General features: G+C 54.3%; 17 protein-coding genes. 10 read left to right on the top strand and 7 right to left on the bottom strand.

Annotation, left to right across the window (positions count from 1 at the left end; translation table 11 throughout):
- From G547_RS0114980 to G547_RS0114955, 5 genes are all read left to right on the top strand, one after another.
- Positions 1-267 (top strand): IS3 family transposase (locus G547_RS0114980; protein ID WP_157209897.1); only part of this gene is annotated, 267 nt, incomplete at its 5' end.
- A 197-nt stretch (positions 268-464) separates the two neighbouring features.
- A complete protein-coding gene (locus tag G547_RS0114975) occupies positions 465-1961 on the top strand; it encodes a type ISP restriction/modification enzyme (protein ID WP_027330549.1) in 1497 nt (498 codons plus the stop codon).
- A 75-nt stretch (positions 1962-2036) separates the two neighbouring features.
- Positions 2037-3827 (top strand): GmrSD restriction endonuclease domain-containing protein, encoded by a 1791-nt coding sequence (locus G547_RS0114970; RefSeq protein WP_027330548.1) that lies wholly within the window; start codon positions 2037-2039, stop codon positions 3825-3827.
- A 71-nt stretch (positions 3828-3898) separates the two neighbouring features.
- Entirely contained in the window at positions 3899-4237 is a 339-nt protein-coding gene (locus G547_RS0114965) for an MIT C-terminal domain-containing protein (protein ID WP_027330547.1), read from the top strand.
- 761 nt (positions 4238-4998) lie between these two features.
- Positions 4999-5355: a hypothetical protein gene (locus tag G547_RS0114955; RefSeq protein WP_027330545.1), complete on the top strand. Its 357-nt coding sequence runs from the start codon at positions 4999-5001 to the stop codon at positions 5353-5355.
- 356 nt (positions 5356-5711) lie between these two features.
- Here G547_RS0114955 and dauA read toward each other — a convergent pair whose 3' ends face one another.
- Positions 5712-7481, bottom strand: coding sequence for a C4-dicarboxylic acid transporter DauA (gene dauA, locus G547_RS21725; protein WP_036188958.1), 1770 nt, complete (start codon positions 7479-7481; stop codon positions 5712-5714).
- 217 nt (positions 7482-7698) lie between these two features.
- Here dauA and G547_RS23860 point away from each other — a divergent pair, with 217 nt between their 5' ends.
- The 3 genes from G547_RS23860 to G547_RS0114935 all read left to right on the top strand — a co-directional run bounded on the left by G547_RS23860 (position 7699) and on the right by G547_RS0114935 (position 11569).
- Positions 7699-7920 (top strand): hypothetical protein, encoded by a 222-nt coding sequence (locus G547_RS23860; RefSeq protein WP_027330544.1) that lies wholly within the window; start codon positions 7699-7701, stop codon positions 7918-7920.
- 82 nt (positions 7921-8002) lie between these two features.
- Positions 8003-9007, top strand: a complete 1005-nt coding sequence (locus G547_RS0114940; RefSeq protein ID WP_027330543.1) for an isocitrate dehydrogenase — start codon at positions 8003-8005, stop codon at positions 9005-9007.
- A 222-nt stretch (positions 9008-9229) separates the two neighbouring features.
- Positions 9230-11569 (top strand): heavy metal translocating P-type ATPase, encoded by a 2340-nt coding sequence (locus G547_RS0114935; protein ID WP_027330542.1) that lies wholly within the window; start codon positions 9230-9232, stop codon positions 11567-11569.
- A gap of 60 nt (positions 11570-11629) precedes the next feature.
- On the opposite strand, the gene G547_RS0114930 is transcribed toward G547_RS0114935, so the two are convergent.
- Complete coding sequence (locus tag G547_RS0114930) at positions 11630-11842, bottom strand: hypothetical protein (RefSeq protein ID WP_027330541.1); 213 nt, start codon at positions 11840-11842, stop codon at positions 11630-11632.
- 353 nt (positions 11843-12195) lie between these two features.
- Here G547_RS0114930 and G547_RS22800 point away from each other — a divergent pair, with 353 nt between their 5' ends.
- Positions 12196-14439 carry a cellulose binding domain-containing protein gene (locus G547_RS22800; RefSeq protein ID WP_084646061.1) on the top strand — a complete coding sequence of 748 codons (2244 nt, stop codon included), beginning with the start codon at positions 12196-12198 and terminating at the stop codon, positions 14437-14439.
- Between the two features lie 98 nt (positions 14440-14537).
- On the opposite strand, the gene G547_RS0114920 is transcribed toward G547_RS22800, so the two are convergent.
- The 5 genes from G547_RS0114920 to G547_RS0114900 form a co-directional block, all read right to left on the bottom strand.
- Positions 14538-15428, bottom strand: coding sequence for a hypothetical protein (locus G547_RS0114920; protein WP_027330539.1), 891 nt, complete (start codon positions 15426-15428; stop codon positions 14538-14540).
- 525 nt (positions 15429-15953) lie between these two features.
- Positions 15954-16634 carry a hypothetical protein gene (locus tag G547_RS0114915; protein WP_027330538.1) on the bottom strand — a complete coding sequence of 227 codons (681 nt, stop codon included), beginning with the start codon at positions 16632-16634 and terminating at the stop codon, positions 15954-15956.
- Between the two features lie 216 nt (positions 16635-16850).
- Positions 16851-17732 (bottom strand): hypothetical protein, encoded by an 882-nt coding sequence (locus G547_RS0114910; protein ID WP_027330537.1) that lies wholly within the window; start codon positions 17730-17732, stop codon positions 16851-16853.
- Positions 17733-17741: 9 nt separating this feature from the next.
- Positions 17742-18917 carry a hypothetical protein gene (locus tag G547_RS0114905; RefSeq protein WP_027330536.1) on the bottom strand — a complete coding sequence of 392 codons (1176 nt, stop codon included), beginning with the start codon at positions 18915-18917 and terminating at the stop codon, positions 17742-17744.
- 209 nt (positions 18918-19126) lie between these two features.
- Positions 19127-19606: a DUF6231 family protein gene (locus tag G547_RS0114900; protein ID WP_027330535.1), complete on the bottom strand. Its 480-nt coding sequence runs from the start codon at positions 19604-19606 to the stop codon at positions 19127-19129.
- Positions 19607-19760: 154 nt separating this feature from the next.
- On the opposite strand from G547_RS0114900, the gene G547_RS0114895 reads away from it, so the two are divergent.
- Complete coding sequence (locus G547_RS0114895; RefSeq protein ID WP_027330534.1) at positions 19761-22223, top strand: bifunctional acetate--CoA ligase family protein/GNAT family N-acetyltransferase; 2463 nt, start codon at positions 19761-19763, stop codon at positions 22221-22223.
- Positions 22224-22245 lie beyond the last annotated feature (22 nt).

Raw genomic sequence — 22245 nt, 5'->3', positions numbered from 1 at the left:
CAACAATACGTTGATTACCTGGCGGCACAAGGAGTTAGGCCGAGCATGAGTCGAAAAGGAAATTGCTGGGATAATGCCCCGATGGAGTCGTTCTTCAGTCGTTTGAAAGTTGAGTTGATCTACGCTAAAGATTACCGCTCGATAGAGGATGCTAAATCGGGGATCTTTGCGTATATTGAAATATTCTACAACCGCAAAAGAAGGCATTCAGCGAACGATGGCATGAGTCCAGTTGCGTTCGAGGAAAAGGCGGCACTGGCCGCATAGTTAGGGTGTCTACTTTTTGTGGGGAACACTAAGGTTTTGTTACAAATGCAGGCTTTCTCGAATCGAGGTTTTCGGACGGAATACGGAAATGTCTATATGAGGAGTTTAGCAATATTTACATATTCCACCTACGGGGCCTGCGAGGTAAGCACACGTCCGGTGAGAGGGCTAAAAAGGAAGGGGGGCAGATATTCGGAATGGGCAGTGGGGCGGCGATCTGTATATTCTTTCTTGTTAAAAATACTGATTCTTCACGGAGTGGGAACATTTATTTTCATTCTGTTGACGAATATCTCGACCGTGACCAAAAGCTGGCAAGGTTAACAGGTTTGCAGGATGTCTCAGGGATTTCTGAGGCGAATGGATGGACGAAAATCATACCGGACTCCTACGGAGATTGGTTGAAACAGCGTGAAGATCGTTTCAACGAGTTCTTCTTGATGGGAGATAAAAAAATTGAGACGCCGAGGTTGTTCCATAGTTATTCGCAGGGCGTCCTTACTGCTAGGGATACCTGGTGCTTCAATGGCAGCGATAAGAAGCTAGCCAAAAACATGTATGCCATGATTGATTTTTATAATAGCGAAGTTTTAAGGTTTAATGAAAACTTCAAAGGGTTAGATAAAAAAGCTCGAGGAAAATATACCGATTCCTTTATCGATTCAAATCCAGAGAAAATTAGCTGGACTAGGGCTTTGAAGCAGGATTTAGCAAAAGGTAAAAAATTCTCGTTTCATGAAAGCGGGGTCAGGGAATGTTTGTATCGACCCTTTACCAAGCAATGGATGTACTTTGATCGTAGATTCAACGAAATGGTCTATCAGATGCCGCGTATATTCCCTAATGCGGAAGACTATAATCTAATGATATGTGTCTCTGGCCCTGGCTGCATAGCAGGGTTCAGTGCGATCATGTCGAAAGTGCCGGTTGAGTTTTGCGTAGCAGCGATGAAGGGGGGGAGTCAGTGCTTTCCACTTTACCTCTATGATGATCCGATCGAAGGCCCTGATCAAGGCGGGTTATTTGTGACGGAAACTCCGGTGAAAAGACGACGCGACGCTATTACGGACGACGGTCTGATTCACTTTCAAGCAGTTTACCCAGACGAGGAGATCAGCAAGGAAGACTTATTTTACTACGTCTACGGCATCCTCCATTCGGCAGATTATCGGGAGCGCTTCGCTGACAATCTGAGCAAGGAGCTTCCACGTATTCCTGCAGTGAATAAGGCCGTTGATTTCTGGTCCTACAGCAATGCCGGCCGTTCCTTGGCGGACCTACACCTTAACTACGAAACAGTTGACCCATACCCGCTGACCATCGAATCCAAAGGCAAACTCTCCGATGCGGACTATCGGGTAAAGAAGATGAAATTTGCGAAGAAAAAAGACCCGGAAACCGGAAAAAGTGTAAATGATCGCAGCAAAGTGATTTATAACTCCCGCATTACCATCAACAGTATCCCTGAAGCAGCCTGGGACTACGTGGTTAACGGTAAGGCCGCACTAACCTGGGTGATGGAGCGTCAAGCAGTCACCACTCATAAAGCCAGCGGCATAGTCAACGACGCCAACGACTGGGCAATCGAAACCATGGGCAATCCCAAGTACCCATTGGAGCTGTTTCAGCGCGTTGTTACCGTCAGCCTGGAAACCCAGAAAATCGTCAACGCATTGCCCCCGTTGGATATTTGAGCCGTTCATGAGGCACGCAGAGCACAGCGGCTGGCGGGCCCCGAACTGAAAGGCAGAATGGAGTATTTGATAACCGTGAAAAAATACGAAGTGAAACAAACTGCTGTCAGCCAAGTGCTGTCTGATGTTCGCAGCGACAAGATCGCGATACCGAAGTTGCAACGACCTTTTGTGTGGAAGACCTCCCAGGTTCGCGATTTGATGGACTCGTTGTATAACGGCTATCCCGTTGGCTATCTCATTACTTGGCAATCAGTTGGTGCCAAATTGAAAGGTGGCAAGGTCGCTGCTCACCAGCAGATTTTGATTGATGGTCAGCAGCGAGTGACCGCACTGCGAGCGGCCATTGCTGGGCAACCTGTGATCGGCAACCGCTATGAGAAAAAGCGCATTGTCATTTCGTTCAACCCATTGACCGAAGAGTTTGCTACCTTGACCCCGGCCATTCGCAACAGTAGCCAGTGGGTTCACGATATCAGTGAGTTTTTCTCGGGCACCGGCCAGCTGACATTTCTCCGGCATTATTTCGAGAACAACCCTGATGCAGACGAAAAACGGGTCGAGGCAGCTATCACTAAGCTAGCTGACATTCAGCACGCACAGGTAGGAGTGATCTCCCTGGCAGATGATCTTGATGTTGATACCGTTGCCGAAATTTTTGTTCGTATCAACGCCAAGGGTGTGCCTCTTTCCAGCGCGGATTTTGTGATGAGTAAAATCGCCACCTATGGTGATGAAGGCCGCAACCTGCGCAAGCTGATTGATTACTTCTGCCATCTGTCTATATCCGGCCATGCCTTCGACGATATCCGCGAGAATGATGAGGAGTTTGCTGCGTCCGGCTTTCTCGACAAGATTCAGTGGCTGCAGAACCAGCCCGATGAACTATTCCAGCCGGATTACACGGACGTTATCCGAATCGCCGGCTTGGTCGGTTTCAGTCGCGGTAAAGCCGGTGCCATTGTCAGTGAGCTGTCTGGTCTCGACCCCCAAACCCGCAAGATTGACGAAAGCCTTATTCCCGGGGCCTACGCAAGATTCGGTAACGCACTGGAGCAGATGGTTCGCAAAACCCACGTCGAACGTTTTGTGATGATGATCAAGTCGGCGGGCTATATCGACTCAAGCATGATTGGTTCAAAGAACGCCCTGAATTTTGCCTATGCGCTGTATCTTCGCTTGCGCTGCAATGAGAAACTAATGGAGGGCGAACGCTCTCAAATCGTCAAACGCTGGTTTGTGATGACCCTGCTGACCGGTCGCGCGGTAGGTAGTTTTGAATCCACATGGGAAACGGATCTGCGGCGGATTAATGAGCAAGGCGCTGACGAGTACCTGCGGCTCATCGAGAAGTCCGAGCTCGGTGACGGTTTCTGGGATGTGACCTTGCCGCAGGATCTCGTATCACCAAGTAAGCGTAGTCCTGCGTTTCAGGTATTCCTCGCCGCTTTGGTCAGTAAAGGGGCAAGGGGCTTTTTGTCCAAGTCTATCAATGTTACCCAGATGATCGAAGGCCATGGTGATATGCACCACATCGTGCCTAAAAACCACTTGATCAACAACGGTTACCCCAAACAGGGCGACTACAATCAAATCGCCAATTTTGCTCTAACGGAAACCGCCATCAACATCGCCATCAAAGATCGCCCACCCACGGAGTACATGTCCTGGGTTGGCACACAAATAGAATCGGGAGCCTTAAGAATCGGCGAAATTACCAGCCAGTCCGATCTTGAGGCGAATCTTGAGGAGCATTCTATTCCTGCCTTTATCAATGAAGTCAATGCCGACAACTACCAGGCATTCCTGGATGCTCGGCGTAAGCTGATGGCACAGAAGATCCGCGATTACTATGAGGCGTTGTAGATTTCGTCTGCAAGTTTCTGAACGGTTTGCGCAAAGGTACATGTAGAACCTGAGCTCGAGTTGAAACCGTCGTGAAGAGCGAGGCTCAGGAGGACAAAGTAGCGGTTCACCTGATCACCCTGCGGGATGAATTCAAGGTAGATATGCAAGACGAAAGCTTTAAGAAGGTTCAAGACTCCGGTCGTACTGTGGGTATCGATTTCACATGGGAGTTTGACGAAGGCGGCATCGTTCACGCTCGTCATATCGTTGCGGAGCACGGCTCGAAGATATTACTGGACAGAGGCCTGGACATCTTCCAGCACTATGAAATGACTGAAGCTTTCGCATTTGCCAACCGACTGCAGGAGTTTCGGTCTAGCAAGGCCTTCGAGATCACTAATATTTGGAACAACCCAGAGAATGACTGAACACCCTGAAAATTCGACTAAGGTAACAATTCACTGTCCAGATTGTTCTGCCGCTAATGAATTAGAGCAAAATCAAACGCTCGAGTGTGCTAAGTGCGAAAAGCCCATTACGGGGAGGAAGTACTACGCCAAGGCGCGGATGCCAGCAATTTTGGCTTTTGCTGTAGGGGTGGCTGGGTACTCAGCGGTAGACCGGAACTTCTTGGACTCTAACCGATACCCTCTGCGCGTGGAGTACGCCATGGTGAACGCTTGCACAAGCGGTGATATGAGTGCGCTTCCAAGAGAGCTCTATGATTCAAAACATGAGATCTGTGTATGCGCAGTTGAGAGTATTGTTGAGGAAGTGCCTTATTCGGAATTAGACGCAAGTAGGTCTGAATTTAAGAAAATTCTGGCCAAGGGGGTGGATGAGTGTTCATAGTGCGGGGGCAACAGCCCCCGCTTTATGACGCTAGTCAGGTCAACGCTTAGGAGGGTTATTGCCTCGATTCTTACCTGATGGCCCTTTGGTAGTACTTGGCCCATTAGGTGGCCGCTGGCCTTTGGGTGCCCCATTTTTGGCAGCAACCGATTGCGCTTTTGCTGCGAAGGAGCCTTTAGGGGTTGTTCCGCCGTGTTGCTTGGCTGTCGCGCTTTGAATACGCTGAGCAGCGGCCGGCGACATGGGAGTCTTTGCTTTTTTCATGGTGTTTCTCCATTAACGATTGGTTTATGTCCCCGCTGGGACAATTCAAAGATACAGAGGGGGCTGGGGACCAATGGGGACAAAAGAGGTCGAAGAGCTTCAAAAAGCTATTAAAGACTTATGCGCGCGAGTGGGATGGTCTCAGAAACAGTTGGCTCGCGAACTTCACTGGGAGCTGGATGATGTACAGAACGAAGATGAAGAGCGGCAGTTTGAGGAGCGGCTGAAGAAGGACCTATTCAGGGCGACCACTAAACCCGGGCGGCTCCAGTATTATTTGGATATAATGAGAGCCCTCCCGGATGTCGAAAAGGCGGATCTCGTTGTACCGCATTACAATTCAACAAAAGAGTTGGATCCAGAGCTGGAGAGTGCGCTCACTGAGCTCTCTGCTGAAATCACCAGAAAGCTTGTTGACCGAGAAAATTAGGTTCAGAATGGCGGTAGAGCGTTGCGGTGTGACCTCAAAGAGGCTGAGGGGGAAATAAATTTTGGCCGACGCGAAGTGCGTGCGCGTGCGGATTCAATACCCATTTCGGTTCAATAATTACCCAAATGGGACGACGGTATCACTGGCGGTATCGGTATTATTTGAACCAATTAATATCCTTATAAATCAATGGTTTAGATGTATTTTTCAAGTCCGGCCTTGGCACCATATTGAAAAAAGGCTCTCCTCACGGAGCGCCTTTTTTTTTGTGTATCAGGCCGGGCCATGGTTCGGCGTTTGCTCTCCCTGTTTCTGGTGCTCGGCCTGATTTCGTGCTTTGTCACTTAGGATGTTGCTTACTTTTGTTCTTGGCTGACAACACGCTGCGCATGCCAGCGAGCGGCGACTGATTGGGCTTGTTTCATGTTGCTGCAGTAAGTCAGTGTCCCTTTGCGCTTGGTAATACCCGCTCGCCTTAACTTGACAATTGTTCGCGTGGGCAGGCCGGTAAAAACAAGGGCGACCCCCGTTCGACGCATTTGATCAACCAGCGATTGCAGAGCGACTATGGCGGTGCCATCAATACTCAGTACATCGTGCATGTCCAAGATCACAACCCTGATTTTCGGGTCGACTACCCGCAACGAGGCCAGAGCCCTTTCCGCGGCCCCGAAGAAGAGTGGGCCGTTGATATCATAGACGGCGATTTCGTGGGGCAGCCCATTGAGGTGTGGGTGGTCTATGGAGGTGATCTGTTCGGTTTGAGTCAGTAACGCCATGCGCCGAATAAACAGCGCGGCGGCTAGCCCTACGCCCACGGCGACGGCCAACACCATGTCGAACAATACGGTCAAACCGAAGCAGGTCAGCAGGACGGCGACATCCCCCGGTGGCGACGAACGAAGGCTGCGCAGGAAATGGCGGGCTTCGCTCATATTCCAGGCCACAATAAACAGTAAGGCCGACAAGGCCGCCATAGGTACCAAGCCTAACACTCCGGCGAATGCTACCACGGCCAATAACACGACCAGCGCATGCACGATGGCGGCGATGGGGGAGCGGGCGCCGCTGCGAATATTGGTGGCCGTGCGGGCGATGGCGGCAGTGGCGGTAATGCCGCCAAACAGCGGAGCGGCAATGTTACCCAGCCCCTGACCGATCAGCTCGGCGTTGGGGTCGTGCTTGGTCCGGGTCAGGCCGTCCGATACGACGGCGCAAAGCAGGGACTCAATGGCCCCGAGCATGGCGATTGCAAAAGCGGGGCCTATCAAGGCACGGACCAGGTCAAAGTTCAGCTCAAGAGGTTCCCCGTTGGGGCCGGGCAAAGACCACGGCAACGCAAAAGTGGGTGCGATAGGTGGTATACCCGTGCCCGCTTGCCCTTGCGTCTCCCAGGTAAACCGGGAGGCAATGGTCTCTACCCCCGTCCCTGCCCCGGAAAACCAATGATTGATGGCGTAAGCCACTGCCGCGCCCAGCACCAAGCCGATCAGAGGCGCAGGCAGGGGCATTTGAAAACGTGTCCATAGGAGCATGGCAGTCAGCGTGAACAGTCCAACGCTTAATTCAAGAGGACTCACAGCCGGCAGGGCTTGAACAATCATCAGCAGGTTTTCAATGAAGTGTTCGCCCAGCTGTCCGGTGCTGAGTCCTAGGAAGTCCGGCAATTGCAAAGTGGCTATCACGACCGCAATCCCGGAGGTGAAGCCCAGAACCACCGGGTAGGGAACAAATTCTATCAATTTTCCCAATCGGGCCACGCCCAAGGCGACCAGAATGACTCCAGCCATCATGGAAGCCATCAGCAGCCCTCCCAAGCCATATTCTTGCGCAATGGGGAAAAGAATGACCACAAAAGCGGCAGTTGGCCCGGAGACGTTGAAACGTGACCCACCGGTTAAAGCAATCAAGGCACCGGCGACAATAGCCGTGTAAAGCCCGTGCTGAGGGGGAACGCCGGTGGCAATGGCGAGTGCCATGGACAGAGGCACCGCGACCGTGCCGATGGTCAGGCCCGCCATAACATCCTTGCGCAGATCACCCAGCCCATAACCTTCCCGCCAAGCTGCTCGCAAGCCTGTCGCAACCCCGGGAAGATCGAGCAAAAAACGAACAACGCGGGTCATGAGCTCTAACCCTCCGACTGGGAACATGGGGAGGCGCCAACAAGAATGTGCATCCTTAGTTTCACGCACATTATGGTCATTACATTAACATGCTGTTATCATTAAAAACAAATATTTGATCGTGCGTGTGTGGTCATGGCATCCATTGATATTGATTGCGGCACCTTTGCGCATTAACATCCGATGTTAATGTCAACGTCGCCGGAGTACCCACCCCATGGAAAAAAAGACAGCACGCCTGACCTTATTGATTGATCCTCACAAGAAAAGGGCTTTTGACGCGCTGTGTGCCACTCAAGATCTGACACCCTCTCAGGTGGTTCGCCAATTGATTCGTGAATATTTGAGCAAGCACGGCGTAGAGTATGAAACCCAACCAACGCTGAGCGCGAAAGATGATGAGACGACAGGAGGTTCTTCTGGAACTCAGGCTCGGTGAGTGTCGAGGCTCTTTCAGCATTGGCGGTTCGTGGTTCCCTCTGAGATAGAGGCGGCCTCAAGAAATTTTTAGGAGTCGATGTATGTCCAGAACGATTACAGTCATCAAGGGCGATGGGATAGGCCCAAGTATTGTCGAGGCGGCTCTCCAGATCCTGGACAAAGCCGGGTGTGGCTTCAGCTATGATTACGTCGATGCGGGTATGACGGCGCTGGAGTCCGAGGGAAGCCTCCTTCCCCAATCGACCATTGATGCCATCGCTAGAAATGGGGTGACGCTCAAAGGACCCTTGGCGACCCCCATAGGTGAGGGGTTCACTTCAGTCAACGTTGAGTTGCGCCAAAAGTTCAATCTATATGCCAACCTGCGGCCAGTAGTTTCGTTTCCTGGCACAAAAGCACGCTACGAAAACATCGATATTATTACCGTGCGGGAGAACACCCAGGGAATGTACTCTGGCGCTGGACAAGTTGTGTCCGAAAATGGATCGACAGCGGAAGCGACCAGCATCGTCACCCAAAAAGGGTCTGAGGATATCGCTAACTTTGCTTATGAGCTGGCGCGCAAAGAAAATCGTCGCAAAGTCACCATTGTTCACAAAGCGAACATTCTGAAGTCTACCTCTGGGCTTTTTTTAAAAACGGCACGACGGGTCGCCGAGGAATACCCGGATATTGAAACCAACGAGATGATTGTCGACAACGCCTGCATGCAGCTGGTGATGAACCCGGAGCAGTTCGATATTATCGTTACCACCAACCTGTTCGGCGACATCATCTCCGATCTTTGTGCCGGGCTGGTCGGCGGGTTAGGTATGGCTCCGGGTGCCAATATCGGCCGGGAATGCGCCATCTTCGAAGCCGTACACGGTAGCGCACCGGACATAGCGGGGCAAAACATTGCCAACCCCAGCTCCGTAATCCTGGCTTCAATACAACTGCTTCAGTACCTGGGTATGAGGGAGGAATCGAGCAGAATTCTGGCGGCTTTGAAAGATGTAATAAAGAGTGGTGATCGGACGACTCGGGACCTGGGCGGAACCGCCGGAACCACCGAGTTTACCCAGGCGGTGTTAAGCCGATTGTAAACTGAGGGGTACGCGACTGGAGCCCTGTTCCTCTATTTTCAGACAGCCCTCCCGTTATTGAAGGTGCTTTCCGGTTTGCTGAGCGACCTTCGACAGGTCGGCGATCCCCACCACCGTTGCTTGTGGTATCGTGACGGATGGCAGGTTTTTTTAGAGGCGCCCTGATTTTCACCTGTTTCAGGGTGTTTGTGAATTAGCCTCAAGACGAAACGGGAGATCAGAATGACTGAACATCAGCACGCCCACCACGGCGGCGATGGGTCTGGCGAGCATACCGTAAAAGATCCGGTCTGCGGCATGTCGGTGAACCCGCAAACGGCGAAGCATCGCAGCGAGCATACTGGCAAGACGTGGTACTTCTGTTCTGCCAAGTGTCGCTCAAAGTTCGACGAAACGCCCGAAAAGTATCTCGGTGAGGACGAAAAACAGGAGGAGCCGGTAGCGCCGGGGGCAACCTACACCTGCCCAATGCATCCGGAAATTCGCCAACAGGGGCCCGGCGATTGCCCTATCTGTGGCATGGCACTGGAGCCGGAGCAAGTGAGCCTGGAGACCGGTCCCTCGGAAGAGCTCAGGGATATGACACGACGCTTCTGGATCGGGCTGGCGTTGGCATTGCCGGTGTTCCTGCTTGAAATGGGTGGTCACCTGACCGGGCTTGGCCACCTCGTCCCCCCGCAAGTGTCCAACTGGATTCAACTGCTACTGGCAACGCCCGTGGTGCTCTGGTGTGGCTGGCCATTCTTTGTCCGGGGCTGGAAGTCCGTACTCAGCCGTAACCTGAATATGTTCACTCTGATCGCCATCGGTACTGGTGTGGCGTTGATCTACAGTCTGGTAGCGACATTGTTGCCTCAGGTGTTTCCAGAGGCGTTTCGTCAGGAAGACGGATCGGTTGCGGTGTATTTCGAGGCCGCCGCCGTGATCGTGGTGCTGGTTTTACTGGGTCAGGTCCTGGAGCTGCGAGCCCGGGAGAAAACCTCCGGCGCCATCAAGGCGCTGCTGGATCTGGCCCCGACCACCGCCCGGAAACTGGATGACGAGGGCGGTGAATCCGACGTGTCGCTCGATCAGGTGAAGGTGGGCGACCGCTTGCGCGTGCGCCCCGGCGACAAGGTGCCTCTGGATGGCGAGGTGCTTGAGGGACGTTCCAATGTGGATGAGTCCATGGTGACCGGCGAGCCCTTGGCGGTCAGTAAAGAGGCTGGCGATTCAGTGATCGGTGGCAGCATCAACCAGCAGGGCAGCTTCATCATGAGAGCCGATAAAGTCGGCCGTGACACCATGCTGTCCCAGATTGTGCAAATGGTCGCCAGCGCCCAGCGCAGTCGCGCTCCGATTCAGGGGCTCGCGGATAAGGTGGCCAGTTGGTTTGTACCCGCTGTTATTGCCATCGCGCTGATCGCCTTTGTTGTCTGGTCTTTTTTTGGACCTTCACCGCCCATGGCGTTTGGCCTCATTGCGGCGGTCAGTGTGCTGATCATCGCCTGCCCCTGCGCTCTGGGTTTGGCTACCCCCATGTCCATTATGGTGGGTGTAGGCCGCGGCGCTCAAAGTGGTGTGCTGATCCGGGATGCGGAGGCCCTTGAACGGATGGAAAAAGTGGACACCGTGGTCGTGGATAAAACCGGCACTCTGACCGAGGGCAAACCCCAAGTGACCAAGGTAGTTCCCGCTGAAGGCTTTAGTGACGAAGATTTGATGTCGCTGGCAGCGGGTCTGGAGAAAGGCAGTGAGCACCCATTGGCCCAAGCCATTCTGGACAAGGCAAAATCGATGGAGCTGAAACTGCCGGATGCGAAGGATTTTGACTCCCCTAATGGCAGAGGCGTGACCGGTACCATTGATGGCCGACGGGTGTTGTTGGGCAACCGTTTGTTGATGGAGTCGGAAGGTGTTGACACCGCCGGCTTCGAAGACGAGGCCGACCAGCTTCGAGAAGATGGCGCGACCGTAATTTTTGCCGCCATCGACGGAAAGGTCTGTGGGGTGTTAGCGATTTCCGATCCGGTGAAAGAAAGTACAGAAGCAGCGATATCGGCACTCCAGAAGGACGGTATCCGGGTGGTCATGCTGACCGGTGATAACCGCACCTCGGCCGAAGCGGTGGCCCGAAAACTTCATATCGATGAAGTGGAGGCGGAAGTGCTTCCCGAAGACAAGGGGAAAATCATTCAGCGCCTGAAAGATGAAGGCCGTATCGTGGTGATGGCCGGCGATGGCGTTAATGATGCTCCCGCCCTGGCGACGGCGGATGTCGGTATCGCCATGGGGACCGGCACCGATGTGGCCATTGAAAGCGCCGGTATTACTCTGTTACGAGGCGACCTGATGGGCATTGTTGAAGCGCGTCGGCTGTCTTTGGCGACCATGCGTAACATCCGGCAGAATCTGTTTTTTGCCTTCGTCTACAACTCCGCCGGTGTGCCCCTGGCCGCCGGGGTTTTGTATCCGTTTATGGGCATACTCCTGTCACCGATTGTTGCCGCCGCCGCCATGTCGTTGTCTTCGGTCAGCGTTATTGTCAACGCGCTTCGATTAAGGGTGGTGAAGTTGGTATAAACCGGTCGATTAGACCCGGTTGTTTCCAGGGGGGATGGTATCTGGTTATGCGCGGCGCAGTCACGCAACGGCGCTTTGGGGGTGAGTCGGGACGATGAGACGTGTCGTCCCGACCTTATTGTAGCGGTGGGTGCCGCGTGCCTGGGCGACCACTGTCTGACGGTCACCCTGGGAGGAGATTTGGATAATCACCACCTCGCCGGTCTTGGCGATGGCCGAGCCGCGCTGATAGGTGGCTTCACCCGCCTGCGCTTGCGGACTGTTCAGGTCCATAGGAGGCACTCGCTCTCTGGTTGGGTGGGGCTTTCTGCTCATACTACCAACTTTTGGTGGTCCGCAAAGTAGGGTATGGCCGGGTTGCCACCGTCGTTCCTGGTGAGCCCCGCTAAATTATAAAGCGGGCCGATCTTCTCCAAGCCAATAACGTGGCAAAGGTCACGTTCCCGCGCTTTTATAAGTGATCCATGTCTCATATGTAAATCGTTGACGCATGACCCGACATTGCGGTTCTTCGCCTTTGCTATTGTGCTCTCTCAATACGTTTAATCTGACAGGAAGACGGTGCCCCAGGGGGTGTCGTCTAAGCATTACCGATAAGATTTCTAATAAATTCGGAGATGAGAGGCATGGTTCATTTAACGAAAAGGCATTCAGGGTTGGCGCTAGCATTGGGCTTCAGTGCGCTGACGAGCAGTTATCCCGTCGCCAGCCAAAGCGTGGCGGAATGCGCTTACCGCATCAGCAATGAATGGGGGGCGGGCTTTACGGCTGAGGTGACCATCACTAACACCGGAAGCGTCGCTATCGATGGTTGGGAACTTAGCTGGCAGTACAACGCCAACACGGTGACCAACGCATGGAACGCCCAAGTCAGTGGAGATAGTGGGCTCTATACGGCCACACCCTCGGGCTGGAATAGCAACATCGGCCCCGGTCAGACGGTGGCGTTTGGTTTACAGGGCACTACCAACGGTGGTGATCCCGAAATTCCCCCGCTCAGTGGCGACGTATGTTCCGGCAGTGCCTCTTCCTCTTCCAGTTCAAGCAGTCAGTCGACTGATTCCAGTGCGTCGACTGTGAGCAGTTCGTCGAGCTCCGCTATCGCCCCCTCAGGGGATAACCTGGCGATTACGGCACAGGTGTCCACCTCTTACGTATCATCCTGGGAAACGCTGGATGCAGTTAATGACGGCAGCACCCCGACACATTCAAACGACAAGTCCAGCGGTGCCTACGGCAACTGGAATAACCCCGACAGTTACCAATGGGTTGAGTACCAGTGGCCGCAGGCCGTTGAACTCGATACCTCAGAAATCTACTGGTTTGATGATGGTGGTGGCGTCTTAACGCCAACAGATGCCTACCTGGAGTACTGGGATGGCGCCAGCTGGATTCAGGCCGGTGACCTACCGCTCAATGCTGATACTTTCAACGCGTTGGAGCTGGGTGACATCGTCACCAACCGGATTCGGGTAAAGATGACTAACAACACGCAGTCAACTGGTATATTGGAATGGCGGGTGTGGGGAACGGCACCGTCGGGCTCCTCCAGCAGCTCAAGCAGTTCCGGTGCCGGTGGGGGCGCTGTTCCCTATCAAGCCATTACCGACGAATACACCCGTTTCGGCGTCAATACGTCCAACGCCCGGTACATGGACTCCGATCGCTTTCGCGCCTATTACGGGGGTGATGGACTGAATGGAGGGCAGGGCAACCTGGCGAATGTTCCGCCCAGTCAAATTGCCAACGGCCTTAATCATCTGGAGGCCGCTTATGAGTGTTTTGTCAATGAATGGGGCTTTCGATCCACCAGTTTGTCAGTGCATTCAGAAGACGGCCCCTATTACAAAATGAACCTGTACTCAACGACGACCTTGAATGCGGGCGGCGCCATGGGCGCTGACGCGGGCCAGGGCTTGAGCTTCATTGAATTCAGAGACAATGCCCTGAACCGGCCGGAAACCGCCGTGCACGAATTCGGCCATAGCCTGACCTACACAGACTATACCTGGGTCGATCAGGGAGCCACAGGCGCCTGGTGGGAGGCTGTCGCGAACTGGGTCGCCGATACCTATAATACGGACCCTCTGTGTGAAGCAGTGCGCGTTCGCAATGGGCTGGGACGCAGCAGAGACACCATCGTCAATCTGGAAACCAACATTGCCTCGTCGCATCTGCCCATCGTCAGTACCAGCAACTACTACCAAGCCTGGCCGCTGCTGACTTACTTGACTCAAAACCCGGATCAGTACCCGGGTATTGGTCGAATGGCCGTACCGGATTTGTTTGCAAACCACCGGCGCAACAACGAAACGCCACTGCATGTGCTTGAGCGGATGGTCTCCCCCATTTCCGTACAGCAAGTGATTGGTCGTTATTGGGCGCGAATGGCGTACCTGGATATCGGCCACCCCAAAGCCCAGGCACGCTATTTGGGTGTGGCCAATAACGAGGCGTTCAGAAGTCGGGCCTACACCAACCTGGAAGCTCTCGGCAGCGGTGTTTATCGAGTAAGACCCGACCGCGAGCCCGCCTATGCCGGCGCGAACATCACGCCGCTCAATGTGACCGGAAACGGCCAGGTGGATGTTCAGGTAACGAACTTGGGTAACGGGCTGAGCGACAGCGATTTCACTGCCACCCTCAGTATCCGCAACACCAGCTCCGGCAGCGTGCGCTACGTGGACCTGATTAATGGCGCAGGTAGCACCACAGTGGCCGACAACGAAGAGGTAAGCCTCGTCGTGGCAAATACTCCGCTCTCGGTGTACCAGTACAACGCGTTTGAAAGTACCGAATCCAGCCCGGAGTCGATCGGTCTGCGGTATGAGGTAGAGATTGATGGAGCGGTGCCGGAACGCCTTCCCTAGAAAGGAAAGGGGGGGATGGGTGCTTTGAGTTTACGCTGACAGTTCCCGCTGGTCATCTGGGCGCTGTCAGCTCAAGGCAAAGCTCCGTTTCTGAAGAGCTACCTGTAGTTAAAATCGATACCCATTAAACCGCTCTCTGGCTGAGGAGGCTCGGATGGTTCCGGGTCCTTCTCGGCCTCCCAGTTCATTGGTTCAAAAGCATCCGTCAGCGTCAGTTCACCATAGTCTGCTTCAAGCGCTTTTATCGTTTCTTTGCTTTTATCACCAAGCTCCACTTTCACGCTGCGGAGGATTGCGTCGCGAAGGTTTAGGATGGGCGTTGTGTCGAACAGAGGGTATCCTTTCCCGTCCCGACTGTTGATTCGGGCAATCAATACGACGGTGACGAAATGCTTTGGTGTAATCGGAAAAAGCAAAAAATGTCTATTGAGGCCCTTGCCATAAGGAGGAGCGTGCTTTTCTAGCTCGCAAGTCGCACTAAATATGGGGAGACTGTTTTGGACTTTCCACTTGATTGGACCAGACCAATGAGGCTGGTTGTTGGTGGTGCGCCGGGTGCCATAAAAGTCAGTGAAATAGCAGCTTAGTGCGTACTCAAAGGCTTTTGGATGGAAGAAGTTGGCGTTCGGGTAGTCCCGCTCATCAGCTCGACTAACAACACTAACCGATAAGTGCAGGTCCCCTTTATGCCCTGTGAGCCAGGGCCCCCAAAATGCCCAACGTCTTATCAATACGGGTGTGGTCTGCCACCCCTGATTGTTTTCCAGATATGCCGGCGCCCCACGCTCGATCTGTTCGATAGTGCGTGAGGGGGTTTCACCCCTACAGATATTACGGTCGGCGGGTCTGTGTGGCGGTAAATCCAGAGATACGATGTTCCCCCCGGCCAGGAATGCGACTGTTTTGCGCTTGCTGTATTCCGGGCCAGGCGTACAGAATTCGTCGCGATCTCTCCAGGCGAAGGGTAGATGTTTTAGAGCGTTAAGCATGAGGTTACGCTTTTGTGTCGTGGGGCAGCCTCGCGTAGCCCTAGCCCAGTATCGTTTCTGGAGGTTCTAATGCGGGAGCCACAAGTAAGTTTTTCCGATTGCTCAGAGTCAGTCGGTTGGGTCAACTTGTGTCGGCTAAACCTTACGAACTGTTGCGGAGGAAGAGTAAGATCCACGATGCAGTCCCCGGCCTAATAGAGCATGGCTTGGCTTTATCGAAGTTCGGCCCTTTAACGGGGCAGTAGCTGTCGTCACTGCGAAGCTTCAATCTAGAGTACTTAAGCCAGTCAATCATATGTGCGCTCCTAGTGGGTCCTCTGAATGGCAGCTAGGGAGACGGGAAGATTTTGGCCGAAAACATCCGCCAAAACCGTTGTCAGTACGTTGCCTTCCGACACGGCAACTCTATTCTGGGATTGCTCGCCTTAAACTATACTTTTGATGTTGGAGGCTTCTCGCTGCACACCTGCTCTGACGGCTAATTCCAGCTCTATGAGCGTAGATCAGGTGCTTAGCAGATGTGCTTTAAGTCTTAGCCTTCTGAACTGTTGATGGGCGTGACCAATCTAGCGGAGGAAACTGCTCTGCTAGGGTACTTTCTGGGTTTTCCCTTCTAACCTCTTCTACCTTCTTCAGCCCCGTCTCGCTGAGTTTTACGCTGAAACTTTCAATAATCTGCGTAATAAGATTGTGAATGGGGGTTGTGTCAATAAGCTTCAGTTGCGCTGCTGTTTGAGCACGTTTTCGAACTTCGAACTCCACTTTTACAAAATGCTTGTCGGAGATTGGGAAGCAAAACATCTTTATTGGGCTGTGAAGGCGTCCACCTACCCCTACTCGAAATAGGTCAAAAGTCGCTGCAGATACAGGGAGGCCGTTGTAAAGCTCCCAGTTAACTGGGCCTTTATGTGTGGCTCGTCCGTTGCCGGTCCTGTCATTCCCATATAGGTCGGTCAAGTAGCTGGCTAGCGCTCCTTCGAATGCTTTCGGATGCAGAAAAGAAACGTCCTCTAGTTCATTCCCCTCTGAGCGGCCTATGACGCTGATCGAAATTGAAGCGACCGCTCTGCAACCTGTAAACCATGGGCCATAGTAAGGCCAACTTCTTGATAGGTATTCCCCCCATGCCCACTCTTGGTTGGGCATGACGGTCTTGTAGTAACGTTGAAGGCCTCCACGATCGAGCACTTGGTCGAGGTTGCCCACGGGGGACTCTGGCGCGGTGGCGTGCGGAGTCAAATGGTTGTGCTTGGGGCATTTTAAACAAACTGTAGCTCCCGCGGCCTTGAATTCCACAGTTTTTGCTTTGGAAAACGTAGGGCCAGCGAGAGTGCATGGGTGCTTGAGCTCTCGAAACGAAAAAGGGAGATTTCTTATAAAGCTAATCATTTTTCGCTGTAATGTACATTTCGATCCGATTTTCTATAGCGATAGCAGTCGCGCTCCCTGTGAGTCTTCTTCTGAAACGGGGCTTGTGGTCTTATTCGGCCATTTTAAAGGGGCAAAATTTTCGGTGAGTTGAAAGCTGTCTGACTCTCGTTTGGCTGTATTTAACGACTTTAATGATTTTTGCCCAAGCTCAATCGATAGGCCGTCCACAAAACTATCTTTTACTGCCTCTATCGGCGCTCTGTCGAAGGAGGGCAAATTATTTTCATTCCAGCTATATATGTATTCTCGGAGTTCCACAAGAACAAGGTGATTTTCTGCAATAGGAAGGATGTAAACTCGAGTCGGTTCGTCGTAGGATCCACTGGTTTCGTTTTTTATGATGTCAAATCCCGCTGATAGCACCCCTTTGTTTCCCGTGTGCCAATTCACCGGTGCTTTGTATAGAGCTTCCCCTAGTTGGGTTTCCAGGTGGCCATAGCTTGAGTTTAAAAAGTCTACAATTGCACTCTCAAAAACCTTTGGATGAAAGAGCGATGAATGCTTGTATTCATTTCCTTCGCTTCTAGTGAGGAGGCTGACTGAGGCAGAGAGCTCCGCTTTGCAGCCGCTCAGCCATGGGCCCCAGAACGCCCATTGCGCAAAGAAAAGGCTACGGTAGCTCCAGCTCTGATCAGGCATGGCGTCTTTTGAGTGGGGCATAAAACCCCACTCAAGCTCGTTCCCTTTAGCTCGAGAAAATAGAGGCTTGGGCACGTTTCCCATAGGGCGGTGTTTGGGGGCTTTCAAAGAAAGCACGTTGTCCGCCACTATATAAGAGTAGCTTTTAGCGTCTTCAATGCTTGGACCCTGAGGTTTGCAGTACTTATCTGATCTGCGAGTTCCGTAGGGAAGATATTTGAGCGCTTGTAACATACTGGTTTCCTAGGCCTCCGAGAGCCGTTTTTTGCGAGCGACTGTGGGGCTAATTACGGTTCTACCCATCTGGTAAGCGTTTAGAATTGTTGACGCACTAGATGAGCTCTGGGTAAGAACACCTGAGATAGCTATCACGAGCGGCGCAGCGGAGCCACCCGTACCTATTAGCGTGCCCGCTAGACCAGCCGCTGTGGCGACTTTGCCAACTCCCTGTAAGCTGTCCTCGAAATGTTGAGAACCGTTGTAGAAGTCCGATTCAGTGGCTTTTCTGCTTCCAGCAGCGCGTGCGAGGCTAAGCCCTCCCCTCAGGCTTAAACCAACATCAGCAAATTTTTTGTTGAGAGTTAAATTTAACTGGTGTGCTAGTTTTACTGCGTCGCCAGGGGAGGTTCTTGGTCTGTACAAATAGGCGGTATGACTGTTGAGCTTGACACCTCGGTCTACCAGAATCTTCATGGCCTGCGTTAGAACAGCGGAACCCCCAAACTCTGAAATCCACTGAACTCCTTCAATATCTTTGGCGGATGCCATAGAGTGGGCCAAGATCATCGCGGAACCCAGCGTGTCTTTTATTTTCGCTGCATCGTATTTGAACAAACCTCCAATTCTACTGGCTCCCGGCGTGAAATGTAGGTCAAAGCCGTCCCTATACAATGTTCTCTCACCAACCTCGCTTGCATTGGTAACGCTCCCCGAGGCCACTATTGCCGCTTTCTGTGGGTGAGCGTCGGCGTCTGCAATAGCTACCACGCGGTCTCTTAAGTTTTTTACGCGATTATCAGGGGCTGGGGTCGTCGTCCATTGCCGCCTTACAGCGCTCGCTCGATAGAGTGCTGGGGTATTATTCGGTTTTGTCTTCTCGTAGTTCGCATCAAGTGTCAAGGCAATAAGCCTGAACTGATCATTTGAATCGTGTCTGATTTCGGCTTTTAGGCCGGGGAGAAAGACGTGGTAATGGCGGAGCCCTTGGCTGTATTTTCTCAGAGGGTGGACGTAAATATTGTCCTTCCCAATGACACCAGTTGTTAGAGCGCTGAGCTCTTTTATAGCGATTCTCGCCCAGTGGTTTCCTCTGTTGGCGGCCTCCACGAGGCTTTGGTACGCGGGGAGCAGGTCAGGGTTGCAACGAACGGTCTTTCCGGCTTGGCCGCCGGCGATAACGGGGAACTCGATGGCATTCATAACATTCAATCCTTTTCAAAGAGCGTCCGGCTGCACCTGTCCGGAGTTTCCGGGTTGCCTTGGCGCAGCGCTTGTTGCTCGGGTCATTCAATTCAGGGGGCTGCCTGAAAACAGCTTGAAGAGATGCTATCCGACCATTTCACAAAGTCAAGAAATCGATGCAATGGTGAGAAGTTGGTCACACTCTTCCATTGACAGCGCCTGTTACCTCACCAACGGGCCTTGTCCCACATTTCCGGGTTGGCCCAGTACTTGGGGTTGTTCCAGGTGCGTTTGTGGTTGTAGTTGTTGATGTTGTAGGTATAGAGCGTCAGCTTCTTGCTGCCTTCCTCGAGTCGCGCCTGGCGCTTGAAACCCAAGCCGATGAAGTCGCTCAAGGTCCAGCCGCTCTGGTTGTCGACCAGTACCGCAATCTGTCGGGTGCCGTAGTTGCGCAGTTGCCCGATGAGCGTCTGGCCCTGGGCGCGACTAAGCTCCTCGAGCGCATCGGTAACCAGCGCCAGGTCCTGGGTCTCGGGCAGCGACAACCCTTGGGTGGTGTCGCTGGGGGCGAGGTGGGTGAGCTGGCAGTCGCTGTGTTGGGCTTGCCAGTGCTCGGCGAGGCGTTGGCCGGTATCGCCGAAGGCGGCGATTGTCCGGGGCTGACAGCTTTCGATAAGGGCGGCGAGGGCCTGCTCTGACTCGGTCATGGCGCACCTGGTCGGTTTCGGTGTAAGGGGCAGTATCACACCGTTTTCTCGGCGGGGGCAAGGCGCTGGTGCTCTTTGTGCAATCTGCCAGCCGCCCTACGCGCGGTGGCGGAGAGTTGCTATCATCAGGTTTTACGATGGCGGCGGAGACTGCATGAGCCTGAAGCAGATCGACCAGTTGTTGAACCCCCGCTCGGTGGCGGTGATCGGAGCCTCGAACCAGCCCAACCGCCCGGGCAACGCGGTCATGCGCAATTTGCTGCAGGGCAACTTTGCCGGCCCCATTATGCCGGTGACGCCCAAGTATCAGGCGGTTAACGGGGTGCTCGCCTACCGCTCGGTAGAAGCCCTGCCGGAGGTGCCGGATCTGGCTATCATCTGTACCCGTGCCGCCCGAGTGCCGGCGCTGATTCAGCAGCTGGGCAAGAAGGGCACGCGCAGTGTGATCGTGATCGCCGCCGGGCTGGATGAGCTGCACACGGCCCAGGGCACCAACCTGCAGGAGCAGATGCTGGCCATCGCCCGGCACTGGGGCGTGCGTCTCTTAGGGCCGAACTGCCTGGGTCTGTTTGTGCCGGGTATCGGCCTCAACGCCAGCTATGCGCACACTCAAGCGCTGCCCGGCAAGGTCGCGTTTGTCTCCCAATCCTCCGCCGTCTGCGTCACGATTCTCGATTGGGCGAAGCGGCGGCAAATCGGTTTTTCCCACTTTATTGCGCTCGGTGACGGCGCCGATGTGGATTTTGATGAGCTGATTGATTACCTGGGCCGTGACCCGAAGACCCGGGCCATTCTGCTTTACATCGACAACATCCGGGACGGTCGAGCGTTCATGTCGGCCGCCCGGGCCGCCTCCTCCGGCAAGCCCATTCTGGTGATCAAGGCGGGCAACTCCGCGGAAGTGAGCGCCGCCATCAGCCGTCAGCCCGCCGACCAGCGGGGTGCGGATCTGGTGTATGACGCTGCATTTCGTCGTGCCGGTATGTTGCGCGTACAGGACCTGCGCGATCTGTTCGCGGCGGTGGAGACGCTGGCCTATGGCCGCGAGCTTCGCGGAGAGCAGCTATTGATTCTGGGCAACGGCAACGGGCCGGCCGCCATGGCAGCGGATGCCCTGGTACAGCGAGGCGGCCACCTGGCGCCGCTCAGCGAGGAGACACGGGCACGATTGCGGCCCTTGATTCCGAGCGGCGGGCGGGCCGCTAACCCGGTCAATCTGTTGGGCGATGCCTCGCCGGAGTTGTACCGGGCGGCGCTGCAAGTGCTGCTCGACAGTGGCGAGTCGGACAATATTCTGGTGATGCACGCGCCTTCAGCACTGCACCCGGGAGAGGTCTATGCCGAGGCGGTGATCGATGTCTGGCAGAGCAAGCGCGGACGCAAGCCCAACCTGCTGGTGAACTGGATGGGGGAAGAGTCGGCCTACCCGGCGCGTCAGCGTTTTGCCGAGGGGGGGATTGCATCCTTCCGGACGCCCGAAGGGGCGGTAGCCGCGTTTATGCACCGGGTACAATACCGTCGAAACCAGAAGCTACTGTCCGAAACGCCTGACTCGGTCAGCGAACTGATTCCGCACCATCCGGAAACGGCGAGGGACATCATCCGGCAAGCACTGGAGACGGGAAACGATACCTTCGGCGGTGCGTCGGCGATGGCTCTGGTGCAACCTTATGGCCTTCACGCCGCACCCGCCGACGAGGCCGGCACGTCGGATTACCAGGGCGATGCGCTGTCCCTGCGCATTCAGGTCCGACCGGACCCGGTGTTCGGTCCGGTGATCGCTTTAGGGGAAGCCGGTTCGGTCTGGGATTGGCAGCGCAATGCGGTCGTCGCCTTGCCACCGTTGAATATGGCCCTGGCACGTTACCTGGTGATTCAGGCTCTGGCAGAGGGCAAGATCCGCGAGCGCCACCAGCCCGTGGAGCGACATTCGCTGTGTCTGTTGTTGAGTCAGGTGAGCCAGTTGGTGGTGGACAACCCCGAGCTGGCGGAGCTTGACTTGAACCCGGTGGTGATGCGCAGCGGCGTTTACACCGCCCTGGATGTATCCATTCGCCTGGCCCCCGCCGAGCAGGCCTTGCCGCTGGCGATTAGGCCCTACCCCAAAGAACTGGAACAACGAGTGGAGCTTAAAGGCGGCCGGTCGGTGCTTTTGCGCCCGATCCGTCCGGAAGACGAAGCGCGGCAGCAGGCGTTTGATCGCGCGCTCAGTAAGGAAGATCGCTACAACCGCTATTTTGGGGAAGTCTCTGAGTTTTCCCACGAGCAGATGGCGCGGGTCACCCAGATTGATTACGACCGGGAAATGGCCTTTATCGCGACCGAAAGGGACGAGCGGGGCGAGGAGGTGACCCTCGGCGTGGTGCAGGCCCAGATGGACCCGGACAACCAGGAGGCCGAGTTCGGCATTGCCATTCGCAGCGATCTGAAAGGGCAGGGCCTGGGCTGGATCCTGATGAGCAAGATGATCGATTACTGTCGCCAGAGCGGCACCCGTTATCTCGCTGGCTGCACCATGCCCCAGAACCGGGGCATGGCCAACCTGGCCCGAAGTCTCGGGTTTCAGGTGCGTTATGACCCCGAAGCGGAAGTCATCGATATGCGGCTGGAGCTGTGAGCGCCGTCTCGGTGCTCACAAT

The sequence above is a fragment of the Marinimicrobium agarilyticum DSM 16975 genome, from assembly GCF_000423345.1.
GTDB classification, from domain to species: domain Bacteria; phylum Pseudomonadota; class Gammaproteobacteria; order Pseudomonadales; family Cellvibrionaceae; genus Marinimicrobium; species Marinimicrobium agarilyticum.
The sequence above is the reverse complement of the archived record's forward strand: the minus strand, read 5'-3'. Positions and strand labels throughout refer to the sequence as shown.